Origin of the sequence: Streptomyces sp. NPDC019531 (assembly GCF_044903305.1) — a bacterium.
In the GTDB taxonomy this organism is placed as follows: domain Bacteria; phylum Actinomycetota; class Actinomycetes; order Streptomycetales; family Streptomycetaceae; genus Streptomyces.
This window is the reverse complement of sequence record NZ_JBJDQL010000001.1, coordinates 361,047-378,411: the sequence shown is the minus strand read 5'-3', so window position 1 is coordinate 378,411 and position 17,365 is coordinate 361,047. Positions and strand designations below refer to the sequence as shown.

14 protein-coding genes are annotated in these 17,365 nt (G+C 69.7%); 3 read left to right on the top strand and 11 right to left on the bottom strand.

Annotation, left to right across the window (positions count from 1 at the left end; translation table 11 throughout):
* Positions 1–7 precede the first annotated feature (7 nt).
* From ACI2L1_RS01760 to ACI2L1_RS01740, 5 genes are all read right to left on the bottom strand, one after another.
* Positions 8–2,350: an ABC transporter permease gene (locus tag ACI2L1_RS01760; protein ID WP_404737314.1), complete on the bottom strand. Its 2,343-nt coding sequence runs from the start codon at positions 2,348–2,350 to the stop codon at positions 8–10.
* Positions 2,347–3,033 carry an ABC transporter ATP-binding protein gene (locus tag ACI2L1_RS01755; protein ID WP_404737313.1) on the bottom strand — a complete coding sequence of 229 codons (687 nt, stop codon included), beginning with the start codon at positions 3,031–3,033 and terminating at the stop codon, positions 2,347–2,349. The genes ACI2L1_RS01760 and ACI2L1_RS01755 overlap by 4 nt, the downstream gene beginning before the upstream one ends.
* The gene (locus tag ACI2L1_RS01750) at positions 3,030–3,554 is read right to left on the bottom strand and encodes a PadR family transcriptional regulator (protein ID WP_404737312.1); all 525 of its coding nucleotides are present in this window, start codon (positions 3,552–3,554) and stop codon (positions 3,030–3,032) included. The genes ACI2L1_RS01755 and ACI2L1_RS01750 overlap by 4 nt, the downstream gene beginning before the upstream one ends.
* A 105-nt stretch (positions 3,555–3,659) precedes the next feature.
* The gene (locus tag ACI2L1_RS01745) at positions 3,660–3,905 is read right to left on the bottom strand and encodes a hypothetical protein (protein ID WP_404737311.1); all 246 of its coding nucleotides are present in this window, start codon (positions 3,903–3,905) and stop codon (positions 3,660–3,662) included.
* A complete protein-coding gene (locus ACI2L1_RS01740; RefSeq protein ID WP_404737414.1) occupies positions 3,902–4,777 on the bottom strand; it encodes an SPFH domain-containing protein in 876 nt (291 codons plus the stop codon). Before ACI2L1_RS01740 ends, ACI2L1_RS01745 begins: the two co-directional genes overlap by 4 nt.
* A 269-nt stretch (positions 4,778–5,046) precedes the next feature.
* On the opposite strand from ACI2L1_RS01740, the gene ACI2L1_RS01735 reads away from it, so the two are divergent.
* Positions 5,047–7,407, top strand: coding sequence for a transglycosylase domain-containing protein (locus ACI2L1_RS01735; RefSeq protein WP_404737310.1), 2,361 nt, complete (start codon positions 5,047–5,049; stop codon positions 7,405–7,407).
* A gap of 489 nt (positions 7,408–7,896) precedes the next feature.
* Here the strand turns inward: ACI2L1_RS01735 and ACI2L1_RS01730 are convergent, their stop codons facing one another.
* From ACI2L1_RS01730 to ACI2L1_RS01710, 5 genes are all read right to left on the bottom strand, one after another.
* Complete coding sequence (locus tag ACI2L1_RS01730) at positions 7,897–10,029, bottom strand: SpoIIE family protein phosphatase (RefSeq protein ID WP_404737309.1); 2,133 nt, start codon at positions 10,027–10,029, stop codon at positions 7,897–7,899.
* 295 nt (positions 10,030–10,324) lie between these two features.
* Entirely contained in the window at positions 10,325–10,990 is a 666-nt protein-coding gene (locus tag ACI2L1_RS01725) for a DUF402 domain-containing protein (RefSeq protein ID WP_404737413.1), read from the bottom strand.
* Positions 10,991–11,089: 99 nt separating this feature from the next.
* Positions 11,090–12,493, bottom strand: a complete 1,404-nt coding sequence (locus tag ACI2L1_RS01720) for a class II fumarate hydratase (RefSeq protein ID WP_404737308.1) — start codon at positions 12,491–12,493, stop codon at positions 11,090–11,092.
* A gap of 43 nt (positions 12,494–12,536) precedes the next feature.
* Positions 12,537–12,701: a hypothetical protein gene (locus ACI2L1_RS01715; RefSeq protein WP_404737307.1), complete on the bottom strand. Its 165-nt coding sequence runs from the start codon at positions 12,699–12,701 to the stop codon at positions 12,537–12,539.
* Between the two features lie 322 nt (positions 12,702–13,023).
* Entirely contained in the window at positions 13,024–14,691 is a 1,668-nt protein-coding gene (locus ACI2L1_RS01710; RefSeq protein WP_404737306.1) for a fumarate hydratase, read from the bottom strand.
* Between the two features lie 183 nt (positions 14,692–14,874).
* Here ACI2L1_RS01710 and ACI2L1_RS01705 point away from each other — a divergent pair, with 183 nt between their 5' ends.
* Entirely contained in the window at positions 14,875–15,558 is a 684-nt protein-coding gene (locus ACI2L1_RS01705) for a DUF1707 domain-containing protein (protein ID WP_404737305.1), read from the top strand.
* Positions 15,559–15,732: 174 nt separating this feature from the next.
* Complete coding sequence (locus ACI2L1_RS01700; RefSeq protein WP_404737304.1) at positions 15,733–16,107, top strand: WhiB family transcriptional regulator; 375 nt, start codon at positions 15,733–15,735, stop codon at positions 16,105–16,107.
* A 140-nt stretch (positions 16,108–16,247) separates the two neighbouring features.
* On the opposite strand, the gene glpX is transcribed toward ACI2L1_RS01700, so the two are convergent.
* Positions 16,248–17,282, bottom strand: a complete 1,035-nt coding sequence (gene glpX / locus ACI2L1_RS01695; protein ID WP_404737303.1) for a class II fructose-bisphosphatase — start codon at positions 17,280–17,282, stop codon at positions 16,248–16,250.
* Between the last annotated feature and the right edge of the window lie 83 nt (positions 17,283–17,365).

The window sequence follows — 17,365 nt, the reverse complement described above, 5'->3', positions numbered from 1 at the left end:
GGACGGGCTACTCCGTCCGCAGCCCGTCCGGCCGCATCAGCCTCAGCAGCGGCGGCAGGCTCAGCAGCGTCACCGCGAGGACGACACCGGCACTCACGCCGGTCATCGACAGCACGCTCGGCCAGTCCACACGCACCGTGGTGGCCGTCATCTGCTGCAGCACCGCGCCCAGCGTCAGCCCCACCACCGAGGCCAGCAGCAGACCGAGCGCGATCGGGATCGCCGTCTGCCACAGCACCGACAGGCTCAGGGTGCGCCGCCGGGTGCCGAAGGCGACCAGCGCCGACAGCAGCTTCTTGCGCTCGCGCAGCTGCTCCAGCTGGGAGACCAGCAGGCTTGCCCCGATCAGCGCGAGGACACAGGCGGCGCCGACGAACAGACCGGTGCGGATGGACTCGTAGCGGTCGTCGCGCTCGAAGGACACCCACTCCATGGGCTCTTCGAGCGGGCTGATACGGGCCGCCGTGTTGCGTACGTACTCGCGCGCGTCCGGCACCGAGTCGTCGAGCCGCACATAGACCTGTCCCTGCACGCCCGGCGCGACCGTCGAGGACAGGGCGCTCGGGGTGATCAGGAGGCCGCCGCGCTTGTAGCCGGTCGGATCGGTGACGGGGCGGGCCTGCTTGACGTCCTTCGGCAGGGTCCAGGCGACCGGTTTGGTCTTCTCGGAGCCTTCGGAGGTCTGGGTCTCGAAGTAGAGCGTCCGGCCGGGCTCGGCGGTCAGGGCCCCCTCCTCGCCGTCGTCCCCGCCGCCCTGCAGGACGAAGGAGTCGCCCTCGCGACAGGAAGGCAGTGCGGCGATCTCGCGCAGGGACGCGCAGTCGGCGACGGTCACCCGGCTCGAGCGAGCGTCGTCGCCCGGCCCGTCCGCGATGTACCCCTCGTCGAAGGCGTACACCTTCTCCACGCCCTTGGTCGCGGCGAGTTCCTTCGCGGTCGAGGCGAGTGTCTTCCCGTCCGGCACGCTCACCTGCATCTGCGCCCGTGAGACGTCGTAGCCGGTGCTCTTGGTGTAGTCGCCCTCGACGCCCGCGAACAGCATCTGCAGGGCGATCGCCCCGGCCACCGCCACCGCGATGCCGTTGACCATCCGGGCCGCGGTGCCGCTGCTCAACTGCAGTCTGCGCACGGCCAGTTGCCAGGACAGGACGCCCGCGCCCAGCCGGGCCACGACCGACTCGACGATCCACGGCAGCAGCGCGGTCACGCCGACAAGGAGCAGGACGACACCGCCGATGACGAGGTACTGGTTGAAGTCGCCGCCGTTGCGGCCCTGTCCGACCATCGGGTAGAGCATCGCGAGTCCGGCCAGCGGCAGCAGCAGCCGCCACCACAGCCTGCGCCGCGCGGGCTTCGCCGTCCGGACCACACCCAGCGGCTCGATCACCACCCCGCGCAGCGCGATCAGCGTCACCAGGACGGCCGCCGCGGGCACCGCGACACCGACCAGCAGGGCCAGCAGGGGGGAGGGGTTGAGGTAGCTCGGGAACACGCTCTGCCCGAACACCTCGACGGAGCCCGCCACTTGGCGCCCGATCAGGAAGAACCCGGTGCCGAGGACCAGCCCCAGCACCGCTCCCGCGAGCGCCTCGCCGGCCGCGATCCGCCGGGTCGAGCGGCCGTCGGAGCCCACCAGGCGAAGGGCCGCGAGCCGCCGGTCGCGCCGCTCGCCGCCGAAGCGCACGGCCGCGGCGATGAACACGGCGACCGGCATCAGCAGGGCGACGAAGACGACGAGGATCAGCAGGAGCATGATCGGGTCGCTGCGCTCAGGGGTCGAGTCCGCGGCCCCGAAGTGGTCGATGCGGGTGACCCGGCCGCCGTCCATGCCCTGAGTGGCGAGCCCCTTGGCACCCCGGTAGTAGGCGAGTTCATGGGAACCGATGAGCCCGCTCTCGCCGATCGTGCCGACGATCCGCTCGGGCAGCCGCTCCCGCAGGAGCCTGCCGTCGCCGGACTCCAGCAGCTTCTTCAGCGCGGGGGAGACGACCATCTCGCCGACCGCGGGGAACGCCCCGACCCCCGGCGGCAGCGGCGCCTTCGGCGCCTCGGGCTCCAGTGCCCGGCCGCGGACGGTCTTGTCCCGGAAGGTGGTTCCGGTGTCCGCCACCAGCAAGGTGTCCGACGCCTTCGGGATGACCTTGCCGCCGAACGTGATGTCCGTACGGGCGTCCTCCCGGTCGTGCCGGACCGCCAGCGCGTTCGGCAGCGCGGTGGTCAGCAGCAGCAACGCCACCCCGAGCCCGACGCCGACCGCGGTCAGCAGTGCCCGGACCCACCCCTCACGTCCGCCCGCGAAGGCGAACCGAACCCCCATGGAGAGGTCTCTCCACCACTGCCGCACGCTCATACGGCCCGCTCCATGTCCCGGGACTTCCCGTCCCGTACGACGATCTCGCGGTCCGAGTAGGCGGCCACCCGTGCCTCGTGCGTGACGAGGACGACGGCCGCGTTGGTGGACCGGGCGGCGTCGGTGAGCAGCTCCATGACCCGCTCGCCGTTGAGCGAGTCGAGCGCCCCGGTCGGCTCATCGGCGAACAGCACCCGGGGGCCGGTGACCAGGGACCGGGCCACGGCCACGCGCTGCCCCTGACCGCCGGACACCTCGCCGGGCCGCTTCTTGCCGAGGTCGTCGACCTCCAGTCGCTCCATCCAGGTCAGTGCCGCCTTCTCGGCCTCCTTGCGGGAGGTGCCGTTCAGCCGCAGCGGCAGCGCCACGTTCTCCACGCAGGTCAGCTCCGGGACGAGCTGCCCGAACTGGAAGACGAACCCGAACTCGGAGCGCCTGAGGGCACTGCGCTCGGCGTCGTTCATCGTCGCCATCTCCCGGCCGTTGTACATGATCGAGCCCGCGTCGGGCGGCACGATTCCGGCGAGGCAGTGCAGCAGGGTCGACTTGCCGGACCCGGAGGGGCCCATCACGGCGACGACCTCGCCGGGGTGGATGGAGAACTCGGCGCCGTCGAGGGCGACGGTCGGGCCGTAGGTCTTGCGCAGCCCGTCGGCGACGAGCAGGGAACCGGCCGGGGTCACTTGACCACCACCTCCGCGAGTTTGTCGAGACGCGCGGCGGTCAGCTCCAGCCAGCGCAGGTCGGCCTCCAGATGGAACAGGGCGTGGTCGCAGATCAACTGGTCGGCGAGGTTCCCCTTCCGCTTCCGGTCGGTGAGGATGCGCATCATCCGCAGATGCTCGGAACGCTGGGTGTCGAGGATGTCGCCGGCGTCCCGGTGCGTGAGCAGCGCGAGGACGACCTTCGTGTAGAGCGTGGACTGGAGGTACGGCTCGGGCTTCTCCGGCGTCGCGAGCCACCGCCGTACGTCGGTGATCCCGGCGTCCGTGATGGCGTACCGCTTCCGCTCGGGGCCGCCGCCGGCCTCGATGCCGTCGACTTCGACGAGGCCGTTCTTCAGCAGCCGGGACATCGTCGAGTAGACCTGGCCGTAGTGCAGCGGCCGGTCGTGACCGAACTTCTCGTCGAAGGCCCGCTTGAGGTCGTAGCCGTGGCGGGGCCCGGACTCCAGGAGCCCTAGGAGGGTGTGACCGATGGACATGGGAAGGACTGTACATGCGGTGTATACCCTGCATGTATACGTGGAGAGTGTACGTCGGACCCGGCGGTGAGCAGCCGCAGGTGGGGGCCCATTGTCACGGTTCTGTCACGTATCCTTGGGCGGCCGCCCCCGGCGCGGCAACGGTCCGGCGTCACCGGGCAGGCGTCCCGCTTCTCTGAGCGCCCTGCGCAGCAGGAACTCGATCTGCGCGTTGGCCGACCGCAGCTCGTCGCCGGCCCACCGCGCGAGCGCCTCGTACACCAGCGGGTCCAGCCTCAGCAGCACCTGCTTGCGCTGCTGAGGCCGCCGCTCGGGGGGGCCGCCCTCAGAAGGTGCGGAAGGTGCCGTCACTGGTAGAGCGTCCCGGTGTTGAGGACCGGCTGCGGGGCGCGGTCGCCGCACAGCACCACCATCAGGTTGGACACCATCGCCGCCTTGCGTTCCTCGTCCAGCTCCACGATGTCCCGCTCGGTGATCCGGGCGAGCGCCTCCTCGACCATGCCGACCGCGCCCTCCACTATCTGCCTCCGGGCCGCGACGACCGCCCCCGCCTGCTGCCGCTGGAGCATCGCCGAGGCGATCTCGGGTGCGTAGGCGAGGTGGGTGAAGCGGGACTCGATGATCTGGACGCCGGCCGACTCCACGCGCGCGTGCAGCTCGGTGGCGAGCTTCTGGGTGATTTCGTCGGCGTTGCCGCGCAGCGACAGCCCGTCCTCGTCGTGGGCGTCGTAGGGGTACTCGATGGCGATGTGCCGTACGGCCGTCTCGGTCTGGGTGGCGACGAACTTCACGAAGTTGTCCACCTCGAAGGTGGCCTGCGCGGTGTCCTCGACCTTCCACACCACGACCGCGGCCAGCTCGATCGGGTTGCCGTAGGCGTCGTTGACCTTGAGGACGGCCGTCTCGTGGTTGCGGACCCGGGTGGAGATCTTCGTACGTGAGGTGAAGGGATTCACCCAGCGCAGGCCGTCCTGGCGGATCGTGCCCTTGTAGCGGCCGAAGAGCTGGACGACCCGGGCCTCGCCCGGCGCGACCGTGTTCAGGCCGCGCAGCGAGATCAGCGCGGCGATCAGTACGAGGACGCCGCCGACCGCGAAGCCCGGGCTCTCCCCGCTCGCGGCGAACAGGAAGACCGCGAGCAGCAGTCCGACCAGGCCGAGGAGCAGCGCGAGGGCGCCGCCGATGCTGTGCGCGGTGAACTCGCGTACGCGCGGGGCGGGCATGTCGGGTACCGAGTCGTCCTTGGACACAGGAGTCCCCCATCTGTCGAAGATCTTTATCGAAGAGCTAACTAACTGATATCACATTACCCTCCCTCGGCAACCTTCACGCCCTCCCGGCGGTCTGGTTCCGAGGAGGCGGGTGCTGATTCTCACGCCCGCCGAAGGCCGGATCGAAGGTCCTGTGTCATATGGACCGGTGTTAGCTTTCTGAGCTGACCTGTGCCACGAACCTGTGTGGCCGCCGATGAGGAAGCGGAGCGAGTCGACCCATGGGACGAGCGGAAGAGAGAAGAGCACGTCAGCGCGGTGGTCGCCGCGCGGCGCCGCCCACGCGCTCGTCCGGGACGCCGAGCGAGGGCATCGCGGAAGGCGGCATCGCGGAAGGTGGCAGGGCGGCGGCCCGCAAGGCGGCCCGGGGTAAGAAGAACGCAAAAAGCGGTAAGAGCGTCATACGTCGGCTCTTCACCTGGAAGAAGATGCTCGGCACGTTCTTCGCCCTCTGCCTGCTCGGCATCGGCGGCTTCGTCGTGATGTACATGATGATCGACGTGCCCAAGGGCAACGCGGCCGCGCAGGAGCAGAGCAACATCTACAAGTACAGCGACGGCTCGGTCATGGCCCGCGAGGGCGACACCAACCGCGAGATCGTCGACCTCTCCGAGGTGCCCAAGCCGGTCCAGCGCACCTTCGTGGCGGCGGAGAACAAGACCTTCTACACCGACGCCGGCATCGACCTCAAGGGCACCGCCCGCGGCCTGATCAACACCCTGTCCGGCAAGGGCAAGCAGGGTGGCTCCACGATCACCCAGCAGTACGTCAAGAACTACTACCTCGACCAGGACCAGACCGTCACGCGCAAGCTGAAGGAACTGGTCATCTCGCTGAAGGTGGACCGCACGACGTCCAAGGACGACATCCTCGCGGGCTACATCAACACCAGCTACTACGGCCGCGGCGCCTACGGCATCCAGGCCGCCGCCCAGGACTACTACCGCGTCGACGCCAAGAAGCTCAGCGTCGAGCAGGGCGCGTACCTCGCCGCGCTGCTCCAGGCCCCGAGCCAGTACGACTGGGCGGTCGCCACGCCCACCGGCAAGAAGCTGGTGCAGGCCCGCTGGAACTACGTCCTGGACAACATGGTCGGGCAGGGCTGGCTGGACAAGACCGAGCGCGCGGCCATGAAGTTCCCGGTGCCCAAGGAGCCCAAGGCCGCCCCAGGCCTGGAGGGGCAGAAGGGCTACTTCATCAAGCTCGCCAAACAGCAGCTCGAGAAGCAGCTGATGGACAAGGAAGGCATCACCCAGGACGAGGCCGAGGCCCGGGTCGAGAACTCCGGCTGGACCATCACCCTGAACATCGACAAGAAGAAGCAGGCCAAGCTGGAGAAGGCGGTCAAGACCCAGCTGATCAGCCAGCTGGACCCGGAGAAGCGGACGGTCGACAAGAACGTCCAGGCCGGCGCCGCCTCCGTCGACCCCAAGACGGGGAAGATCGTCGCCCTGTACGGCGGCACGGACTACACCAAGCACTACATCAGCAACGCCAACCGCACCGACTACCAGCCCGCCTCGACCTTCAAGCCGGTCATCCTCGCCGCCGCCCTGGAGAACGCCTCCGAGACGCAGAGCGGCAAGACGATCGGCGCCAACACGATCTACGACGGCACCAGCAAGCGTCAGGTCGTGGACAGCGACGGCAACAAGGTCGGCTTCGGACCCGAGAACGAGGACGACGCGGACTACGGCAAGGTCACCGTGCAGACGGCGATGAACAAGTCCATCAACTCCGTCTTCGCGCAGATGGGCGTGGACGTCGGCATGGACAAGGTGCTGGCGACGGCCACCAAACTCGGCATGGACACCGGCAAGCTCAAGTCGCTGCCCGCCTACACCCTGGGCACCATGGGCGCGAGCCCGATCCAGATGGCCGGTGTCTACGCCACCCTCGACAACCACGGCAAGCAGGTCACGCCGACCATCATCGAGTCGGCCGAGCAGGGCGGCAGCGAGTTCCAGATGCCCGACCCGATCGGCGACCAGGTCATCAGCCGGGAGGCCGCCGACACGGTGACCTCGGTCCTGACCGGCGTGGTCGACGACGGTACGGCCAAGAAGTCCGTGCAGCAGAACCCGGCCCGCGACGGCCGGAAGGTCGCCGGCAAGACCGGTACCTCCGACGACAACAAGTCGGCCTGGTTCACCGGCTACACCCCGGACCTCGTGACCTCCGTCGGTCTCTTCGGCGAGGACTACAAGACCCACGGGCAGAGCAAGATGTACAAGACCGCAGGCCTTCCCCGTGTCAACGGTGGTGGCTTCCCGGCGGAGATCTGGGCGGCGTACACCTTCGGTGTCGCAGGCAAGAACACCAAGTTCGACCTGGACACCGACCAGGGCGCCGCGGTCCAGCCCTCCTGGACCCCGAGTCCCTCTGCGATCCCGTCCGAGACCCCGTCGGCGACCGCGACCGCGGAGAAACCCTCGCAGACCCCGTCGCAGACTCCCACGACGGAGGCCGCGACAACTCCCGAGGTAACCCCCACGGTGACGCCGACGACGAGCCCGCCGTCGACCCCGGAGGAAAGCACGACCACTCCGGAGATCCCGCTCGACCCGAACGACGGCCAGTAGCGAAAAGCGAAAGACAGGGCGCCCGGTGACCGACCACCGGGCGCCCTTGTCGTGGCCGGTGTCCAGCTGGGTAGCGAGCCGACCGGCAACGATTCCCCAGCTCGAAGCAACGTCAGGGTGCAAGGTCTCGCTGTTTTACGGTGCCGCGGCCGTCTACGGGTTCGCCTTCACCAATCCCCTCGACATGTGCGGGGCCAGGACCGGCGACGGCGTGTACATGGATGCCGGGCGGGACCACAGCCTGACATCGGTGAGCGTGGACAAAGGCTTCTCGTGACCACGAGCCTGACGCGTAGAGGGGCTCTCGGCCTCGGCATGGGGGCCGGGGAGGCCATCGCCCGAGCACGAGGCGGAGCGGGTCCTGCCGGGCGCCACGCTGATCCTGCTCACGGGCGACCGGCGAGAAGCGAGTCCAGGCGGGCATGGCGTCGTCCGGATCACCGCGCATGACCCCGAAGAGTCGTGCGCGGGTGCCGGGCTCCGAGACGGTCAGCCTCGGTTGAGCTCGAACCACACCACCTTGCCGGTGCTGAGCCGGGTCGCCCCCCACCGCCGAGCCAGCCGGTTGACGAGATACAGCCCCCGCCCGCCCTCATCGGTGGCCCGGGCCTGCCGAAGCCGCGGCAACTGCGGTACATCGTCCCCGACCTCACACCGCAGCACATCGGTCCGCAACAACCGCAAAGTGACCGGCCGAGTCGCATACCGCACGGCGTTGGTCACCACCTCACTGACCAACAGCTCGACGGAGTCGGTGAGATCCTCCATGCCCCAGCGGGACAAGGCCCGCCGAGCAAGACGCCGCGCACGCCCCGGCGCCGCGTCCTCCGGCTCAAGGAACCAGTACGCGACATCGCTCGGCGCGATCCCGTCGAAACGGGCCGCGAGCAGCGCGATGTCGTCGTCCCGGTCCCCCGGACCCAACATGTCCAGCACCTCGTCGCACAGCGCTTCCAGCGGCGGCGGATGATCCGGACCGGTCAACTGCGCGGTCGCGGCGAGCTTCTCCCGCAGCTGCTCGATCCCGGTCCACACGTCCCGCAGCCGGGACTCCACGAGACCGTCGGTGTACAGCAGCAGCGTGGCTCCGGCCGGCGCGTCAAGCTCCACGGCCTCGAAGTCCACGCCCCCGACACCGATCGGTGCGCCCGGCGGCACGCGGAGCACCTCGGCACGGCCGCCCAGGTGCAGCAGCACCGGCGGCGGATGACCGGCGTTGGCGATGGTGATCCGGTGCGAGACCGGGTCGTAGACGGCGTAGAGGCAGGTCGCCATCCGGTCCGTGCCGAGCCGCTGCGCCTGCTCGTCGAGGTGGTGCAGCACCTCCTGCGGAGGCAGGTCGAGCCCGGCGAGGGTCTGTGCGGTCGTCCGCAGTTGGCCCATGATCGCCGCGGAGGTCATGGAGTGCCCCATGACATCGCCCACGACCAGGGCGACCCGGCTGCCCGGGAGCGGGATCGCGTCGTACCAGTCGCCGCCCACCCGGGCCGTCTCGGCGGCCGGCAGATAGCGCGAGGCCAGCCGGACGCCGGTCGGCCGCGGCAGGGTCTCCGGGAGCATGGTGCGCTGCAGCTCGTCGGCGATGTACGCCTCACGGCCGTACAGCACCGCCTTGTCGATGCCCAGCGCGCTGTGCGTGGCGAGCTGGGCGGCGACGAGGAGGTCGTCCGGGTCGAAGGCGATGCGCTCCGGGCGGCGCAGGAACAGCGCGGCACCGATGACCCGGCGCCGGCCGCGCAGCGGGGCCAGGATCGCGCGCCGGCCCGTCGGTACGGCGAACTCGCAGCCCTCGCCGAGCAGTTCCGGCAGCGCCGCGCGGGCCGCGGGGGTGTCCGTGAACACCGGGCGCACCCCGCGCAACACCTCGGCGAGCGCGCTGCCGGGCTGTACCTCGCACAGTTCGGTGCCGAGGGTGTCCAGTTCGGTCGGGTTCTCCGGGACCGGCACCGGCAGGATGCCGTCCTCCAGGTCCCGTTCCTGCTGCGGGATGCGGTCGCTGCGCCGCAGCCTGAGCACGAGGGGTCCGGTGGGCCGCTCGTCGCCGACGGGCAGCGGGTCCCGCAGATAGACGAGGATCGCGTCCGAGAAGGTCGGCACGGTCGCCCGGCACAGACCCATCACGATCTCGTCCAGGTCGATGCCGCGGGCGATCCGGCGGGTTGCCGCGCCCACGAAGCGCAGCCGGTCGCCGTCCCGCCGCATCGGCGTGGGCCGGCCCGGAGGCAGACCCTGTCCGCTACGGCGTTCGTCGCCGCTCTGGGGCGGCCGGTCGTCCTCGCCGCCGGGCTGGACCGGGACCGTTTCGGGCACGGGCCGCGGGCGGTGCGGGTCCTGCTCGGCGGAGGCCGGCTGGGAGTGCTCGGGGCCGGTGCCGGCCGGGTTCATGCCCATGTCCTTGTTGTTGCCGGTCCTACCGGACGTGCCGGTCGTGCTGTTGCTGCTCTGGGCGACGGGTGCCGTCTCCGGCGGGATGTCACCGGCGCGGGCCTGGACGGGTAAAGCGGCCGGCGCTTCGACGCCCTGGGTGGACGAGGGCGCCGGGGAACGCAGGAGCGCCCCGCGGGGGTCCGTGGGGTCGACGCCCGGCTGGGGGCGTTCGAAGGAGGTCGGGTGCTCCGTCACGCGTGTCGAATCCGTCCGTCCGGGGCTGCACGCCGTGCGCGCAGTTGGTCCCGCCGAAATCCCGATACCCGGAATGCGTGTCCCAGGAACGGAATTCCCGCGTGGTCAGGGGCTGTTCCTGCGTTTTTGGTCAACCGTCTGTGGCCCGTGCCGGTGTTGTCCTCATACCCCACGCCCACGTCCTGCCGCCCCTCGGTGACGATCGGTCAAGCCCAGCGCCCGCTCCGTTAGTTGCCGCTGCGCGTTCTTGCGGAGGACGATCCTACGTTTGCAGCCCGGGGGCGCATCAAGGGTCTCATGAGGACAAGTGCGCAGGCGTACGGTCCCAGTCTTCCGGAAGGAACGGCACAGTCCAGGACGGATCGGGCCGCCAGTCGGGCCAGCCGTCCGAGAACGGCGGGCCCCAGGCGCGGATCACCTCCACCGCGGACCGCCCAGCCTCCCGGACCCGTTCGGCCAGTTCCGGGCCCATCAGGCCGTCCTGCTGGGCCTGCGCGAACTCGTCCTCGTCCCGCCACTGCCAACTGCGGTCCGGCTCCACGGTGATGTCCAGGAAGTGGTCCTCGGAATCCACACCCCCGGTCCAACGCGTCAGTGGTGCTTCGAGGTTCACGTACCAGTTCTTGAACTGCCAGCCCGGCTCCCAGAACAGCCACACCGACCAAGGCAGCCCCGGCCGCGCCAGCTTCAGCACACCGGTACCGAACCAGCGGTCCCGCTGCACGGTCCGCGGCTTGGTGTAGCGGGACTCCAGCGGCTCCGCGTGCACGGACGTGCCGTCGGCCAGCACCGGCTTCACACACTGGGTGCCCGGTGCCAGCCACACGGCGAGCAGGTCCTCGTCGTCGCGTACGACGGTGACCGGACGGGCGATGTGGAAGTGCGCGCCGGAGTTCTCCCGGTAGCGCCACAGGATCTGACTCCCGGGCTCCCAGAAGGCCGTCGACGTACCCGCTTCCACTGCTCTCACCGCTCCACCGTCTGCCATGAACAGATATTAGGTGCCATAGGCATACGACGCCGCGGTGCGCGTCACGGTTCACGCGGGGGTGGGGAAAGATTACGGCCGTGTCATCCGCAGGACATCCAGCGCCTCGTCGAGCTGCTGGACCGTCAGATCGCCGCGTTCGACGTAGCCGCTCTCCAGTACGACCTGGCGGATCGTCTTCCGTTCGGCGAGGGCCTTCTTGGCGACCTTCGCGGCCTCCTCGTACCCGATGTACTTGTTGAGCGGGGTGACCACGGAGGGCGAGGACTCGGCGTACTCCCGGGCGCGTTCGCGGTGCGCGACGATGCCGTCGACGGTCCGGTCGGCGAGCAGCCGGGAGACGTTGGCGAGCAGCCTTACGGACTCCAGGACGTTCTTCGCGATGACCGGAAGCATGACGTTGAGCTCGAAGTTGCCGGCCGCTCCGGCGGCGGCGACCGTGGCGTCGTTGCCGACGACCTGCGCGGCGACCATGAGCACGGCCTCCGGGATCACCGGGTTGACCTTGCCGGGCATGATCGACGAGCCGGGCTGAAGGTCGGGGAGCGAGATCTCCGCCAGCCCCGTCCTGGGCCCGGAGGACATCCACCGCAGATCATTGGAGATCTTCGTCAGCCCGACCGCGATGGTCCTCAGCTGCCCGCTGGTCTCCACGATCCCGTCCCGGGCGCCCTGCGCCTCGAAGTGGTCCCGCGCCTCGGTGAGCGGCAGCCCGGTGGTGCGGGCGACCTCCTCGATGACGGCGGCCGCGAACCCGGGCGGGGTGTTGATGCCGGTGCCGACGGCGGTCCCGCCCAGCGGCAGCTCGGCGAGCCGGGGGAGAGAGGCCTCCAGCCGCTCGATCCCGTACCGCACCTGCGCCGCGTACCCGCCGAACTCCTGGCCCAGCGTCACGGGGGTGGCGTCCATCAGGTGGGTGCGCCCCGACTTCACGACGTCGGCGAACTCCTCGGACTTGCGGGTGAGGGCCGCGGCGAGATGGTCGAGGGCGGGGACGAGATCCCGGGATACGGCGGCGGTGGCGGCGATGTGGATCGAGGAGGGGAAGACGTCGTTGGAGGACTGGGAGGCGTTGACGTGGTCGTTGGGGTGCACGTCACGGCCGAGCCGCTCGGTCGCCAGCGTGGCGATGACCTCGTTGGTGTTCATGTTGGACGAGGTGCCGGAGCCGGTCTGGAAGACATCGACGGGGAAGTGCGCGTCCCAGTCCCCGCGTGCCACCTCGTCGGCCGCCTCCTGGATCGCCTCGGCGACGTCCTTGTCGAGCACGCCCAGCCGCGCGTTCACCTTCGCGGCCGCCCCCTTGATCCGGGCCAGGGCCTCGATGTGCGCCCGCTCGATCCGCTGCCCGGAGATCGGGAAGTTCTCCACGGCCCGCTGGGTCTGCGCCCGCCACCTGGCGTCCACCGGGACACAGACCTCGCCCATGGAGTCGTGCTCGATGCGATACGCCTGTTCCTGCTGCTCGTCGGCCACTGCCGATCACCTCCGTCGTGGTCAGCGCCCATGACTGCCGAGGCTATTCCTGCCGCAGGACCTGGCCCGGCAGACTCGGCCGCGCGGGCTGCGGGAGCCGGGCCGCCGGGTAGCGGTGCAGTTCGTCGGCGTGCGCCTGGACCTGCCGGGCGTGCTCGGCCAGCTTCCGCGCAGGCAGGTCGGCCTGTTGGGTCGCGGCCCTCGCCACCGCGGGGTCGGTGTCCTTCCGCGGCCGGCTCGCCTGCCGTCAGCGGCATCCGAAGCCCCGGCGGTCCCCGGTCCCGCCCCACGTGACCTGCCCCGACTGCCCGGCTCCCGCCGCGCGTTGGACGAGGCTGTCTGAGCCCGCTGACCGTACGGCGAAGACTCTGCCGAGGCCTCAGCCCGTCCGGCGTTTGAGGACGAGGCCTTTCGGGCCGAACCGGGGCCCAGGGGGCGGAGCCACCTGGCGGGGGTGAAGGGGCGGAGCCCCTGGGGATGGGACGGGTAGGGGCGGCGGGGGCGAATTGCTCCCGGCCGCCCCGAAGGCACTACGCGAGCCCAGGGCCCCGGACAGGGATGGAGGTGAACGTCGGCGCCGGCGCGGGATCTTGGAAGAAGTCGTTGCCCTTGTCGTCGACGACGATGAAGGCGGGGAAGTCCTCGACCTCGATCTTCCACACCGCTTCCATGCCGAGCTCCTCGTACTCGACGACCTCGACCTTCTTGATGCAGTCCTGGGCGAGCCGGGCGGCCGGGCCGCCGATGGAGCCGAGGTAGAAGCCGCCGTGCGCGTCGCAGGCGTCGGTGACCTGCTTGCTGCGGTTGCCCTTGGCGAGCATCACCTTGGAGCCGCCCGCGGCCTGGAACTGCTCGACGTAGGAGTCCATGCGGCCGGCCGTGGTCGGGCCGAACGAACCGGACGCGTAGCCCTCCGGGGTCTTCGCCGGGCCCGCGTAGTACACCGGGTGGTCCTTCAGGTACTGCGGCATCTCCTCGCCCGCGTCGAGGCGTTCCTTGATCTTGGCGTGCGCGATGTCACGGGCCACGACCAGCGGGCCGGTGAGCGAAAGGCGCGTCTTCACCGGGTACTTGGTCAGCTCGGCGAGGATGTCGTCCATCGGCTGGTTGAGGTCGATCTTCACGACGTCCCCGGCCTCGTCGAGGTGCTCGTCGGTCGTCTCCGGCAGGAACCGCGCCGGGTCCGTCTCCAGCTGCTCCAGGAACACGCCCTCCGCGGTGATCTTCGCGACGGCCTGGCGGTCGGCCGAGCAGGACACGGCGATGGCGACGGGACAGGACGCACCGTGCCGGGGCAGCCGTACGACACGCACGTCATGGCAGAAGTACTTGCCGCCGAACTGCGCGCCGATCCCGATCCTCTGCGTCAGCTCGAAGACCTTCTGCTCCAGCTCCTTGTCCCGGAAGCCGTGCCCGAGCTCCGAGCCCTCGGCCGGGATCTCGTCCAGGTAGTGAGCGGAGGCGTACTTGGCGGTCTTCAGCGCGTACTCGGCGGACGTGCCGCCGACGACGATCGCCAGGTGGTACGGCGGGCAGGCGGCCGTACCGAGCGAACGGATCTTCTCCTCCAGGAACTTCATCATGGAGGCCTCGTTCAGGACGGCCTTCGTCTCCTGGTAGAGGAAGCTCTTGTTGGCGCTTCCGCCGCCCTTCGCCATGAACAGGAACTTGTACGCGCCGCCGTCGGTGGCGTACAGCTCGATCTGCGCGGGGAGGTTGGAGCCGGTGTTCTTCTCGTCCCACATGGTCAGCGGGGCCATCTGCGAGTAGCGCAGATTGAGGTTCAGGTACGCGTCGTAGATGCCCTTCGACAGGGCCTCCTCGTCGCCGCCCCGCGTGAGCACGTTCTGCCCGCGCTTGCCCATGACGATCGCCGTACCGGTGTCCTGGCACATGGGCAGGACACCCGCCGCCGCGATGTTGGCGTTCTTCAGCAGGTCCAGCGCCACGAACTTGTCGTTGCCGGACGCCTCGGGATCGTCGATGATCCGGCGCAGCTGGGCGAGGTGCGCGGGCCGCAGGTAGTGCTGGATGTCGTGGATGGCCTCCGCGGCGAGCTGGCGCAGCGCCTCCGGCTCCACCTTGAGGAACGTCCGCCCGTCGGCCTCGAAGGTGGAGACACCCTCGGAGGTCACCAGCCGGTAGGGGGTGGTGTCCTCTCCCATGGGGAGCAGATCGGTGTACGCGAACTCAGGCATCTCAGCCCATTCCTCACTCTGCAGTCGGCCACACTCCGCAGTCGGCCACCCGCCTCCGTCGGCGGGCCTCAACAGCCTAGAACCTGTCCCACCGCGGCAGCTTGTGAGGTAAGGCTCAGTTGCTTGTCCAAGAGTTGTCCACAGGCCTAGTCGCGATCTATCGCGTTTCGGTAGGCTGCCGACGTGGACCTTCAGAAGAAGACCGAACCCCAGGTCGCCGAACTGCGTGCCTCGGACGCCGACCGCGACCGCATCGCCGACATCCTGCGCGAGGCCCTCGCCGAGGGCCGGCTCACCGCCGACGAGCACGCCGAGCGGGTCGAGGGGGTGCTGAGCGCCAAGACGGTGGGCGAGCTGGAGGTCTTCATCCGGGACCTGCCCGCGGCCCACGAGCGCCGGGACATACCGGCCTGGACCCCCGCTCCCGGCCGACCGACCGACGCGATACCCCACGACCCGGACGAGAACGTGGTGGCGGTCTTCAGCGCCGCCGTCCGCAAGGGCCGCCGGCGTGCGGGCCGCCGCATCCACGTCTACGCGATCTTCGGCAGTGTGGACATCGACCTCAGCGAGGCGATCTTCGAGTACCGCCAGGTCGTGATCAAGGCGTTCTCGGTCTTCGGCAACGTCGAGGTGCGCGTCCCGGAGAACGTGTCGCTGCGCGGCACCGGCGGCGGCATCCTCGGCAACTTCGAGGTGCACACCGTGGACTCGGCCGAGCCGGACGCGCCCGTGGTGTACGTCGACGGCTGGGCCGTGCTCGGCAACATCGAGGGACGGCCCAAGCGCGGCAAGCTCGTCGCGGACATCCTCGACCGGGTGCAGGACAAGGTCGACAAGAGTTTGCGCAAACACCTGGACCGTTGACGGTTGTGAATCCGGTCGGATGCGGAGTGAGTCGGTCCACCTCTGATCGCCCCCCTGAAGCGCACACGAGCACCCGTAATCCAGCGGTTCGGGACTCAGTGCATAGGCGCGCGCACAGCGGGTAGGGCTTGCTGCATCGTCTCTCGCTCGCGAAGCCGTCGTCAGGAGTAGACCGTGCTGCAACCGCCGCATTCGTCCCTGCAGGTCGCTGCCGTTCCGGCCCAGCGGGTGCCAGTGCGGGACAGGGACCAAGACGCTCCATGGCACACCGAGGCGGTGTGCCGGCGCGACGAGGCCGGCCTGTTCTTCGCCCCGTCCAAGGAACCCACCGCCGCCAGGCTCTCCCGCGAGGAGGCCGCGAAGCGCGTCTGTGCCCGCTGTCCGGTTATGGTCGAGTGCCGCGAACACGCCCTTCTCCAGCCCGAGCCCTACGGCGTGTGGGGCGGCCTGACCGCAGCGGAACGCCGAGTGGTCCTGGCCCGCAGGCGCCGCCGCGACCTGGAACTGAAGAACGCGGCGAGGGCGGCCCGCATAGCCCAGGCGGGCTGAGCCCCCGTACAGAAAAAGGCGCCCCCACCGCACCGGGGGCGCCTTTTGAACTGGGCTGAGTGGAAACTACCTAGGGGCGCGGGGAACTGCGCGACAAGCCACAACGCACCCGCACCCGCCGACGAGCCCGCAGCCGCGAGCTATTTGGCGCGATCGAAGTCAATCGCGCTGTACGCCCGCAGCTTGCTGAGCCGATGCTCCGAGTCGATCCGCCGGACCGTCCCCGACTTCGACCGCATCACGATCGAGTCGGTCGTCGCGGTCTCCGACCGGTACCGCACGCCCCGCAACAGCTCACCATCGGTGATCCCGGTGGCCACGAAGAACACGTTCTCCCCGGACACCAGGTCGTCCGTGGTCAGCACCCGGTCCAGATCGTGCCCGGCGTCAACCGCCCGCGCCCGCTCCTCGTCGTCCTTCGGCCACAGCTTGCCCTGGATCGTCCCCCCGAGACACTTCACGGCACAGGCGGAGATGATCCCCTCGGGCGTACCGCCGATACCCAGCAGCATGTCGACGCCGGTACCTTCGCGCAGCGCGTAGATCGACCCCGCCACGTCACCGTCGGAGATCAGCTTGATCCGGGCCCCCGCCTCCCGGATCTCCTTGATGATCCCTTCGTGCCGGGGCCGGTCGAGGATGACCACGGTGACGTCCTCCGGCGTGGACCGCTTCGCCTTGGCGACCCGCCGGATGTTCACCGACACCGGCGCGTCGATGTCGACGAAGTCCGCGGCCTCGGGACCCGTGACCAGCTTGTCCATGTAGAACACGGCGGACGGGTCGAACATCGACCCCCGGTCCGCCGCGGCCAGTACCGCGATCGCGTTCGGCATGCCCTTGGCCGTCAGCGTGGTCCCGTCGATAGGGTCGACGGCGATGTCGCACTCGGGCCCGGTCCCGTCGCCCACGCGCTCCCCGTTGAAGAGCATCGGGGCCTCGTCCTTCTCGCCCTCGCCGATGACGACCACGCCGTTCATCGACACGGTGGAGACGAGGGACCGCATGGCGCGCACCGCGGCACCGTCGGCGCCGTTCTTGTCGCCCCGCCCGACCCAGCGGCCCGCGGCCATCGCGGCGGCTTCGGTCACCCGGACGAGTTCAAGGGCGAGGTTGCGGTCGGGGGCTTCGCTGGGAACTTCGAGCTCGGACGGCAGATGATGATTCTCGGTCATCGAGGCGCACCTTTCTGATACGACGACGGCCGGATGAGGGTTCGACCGTCGACTCTATCGTCAGTCCGACAAAAATGAGCAGG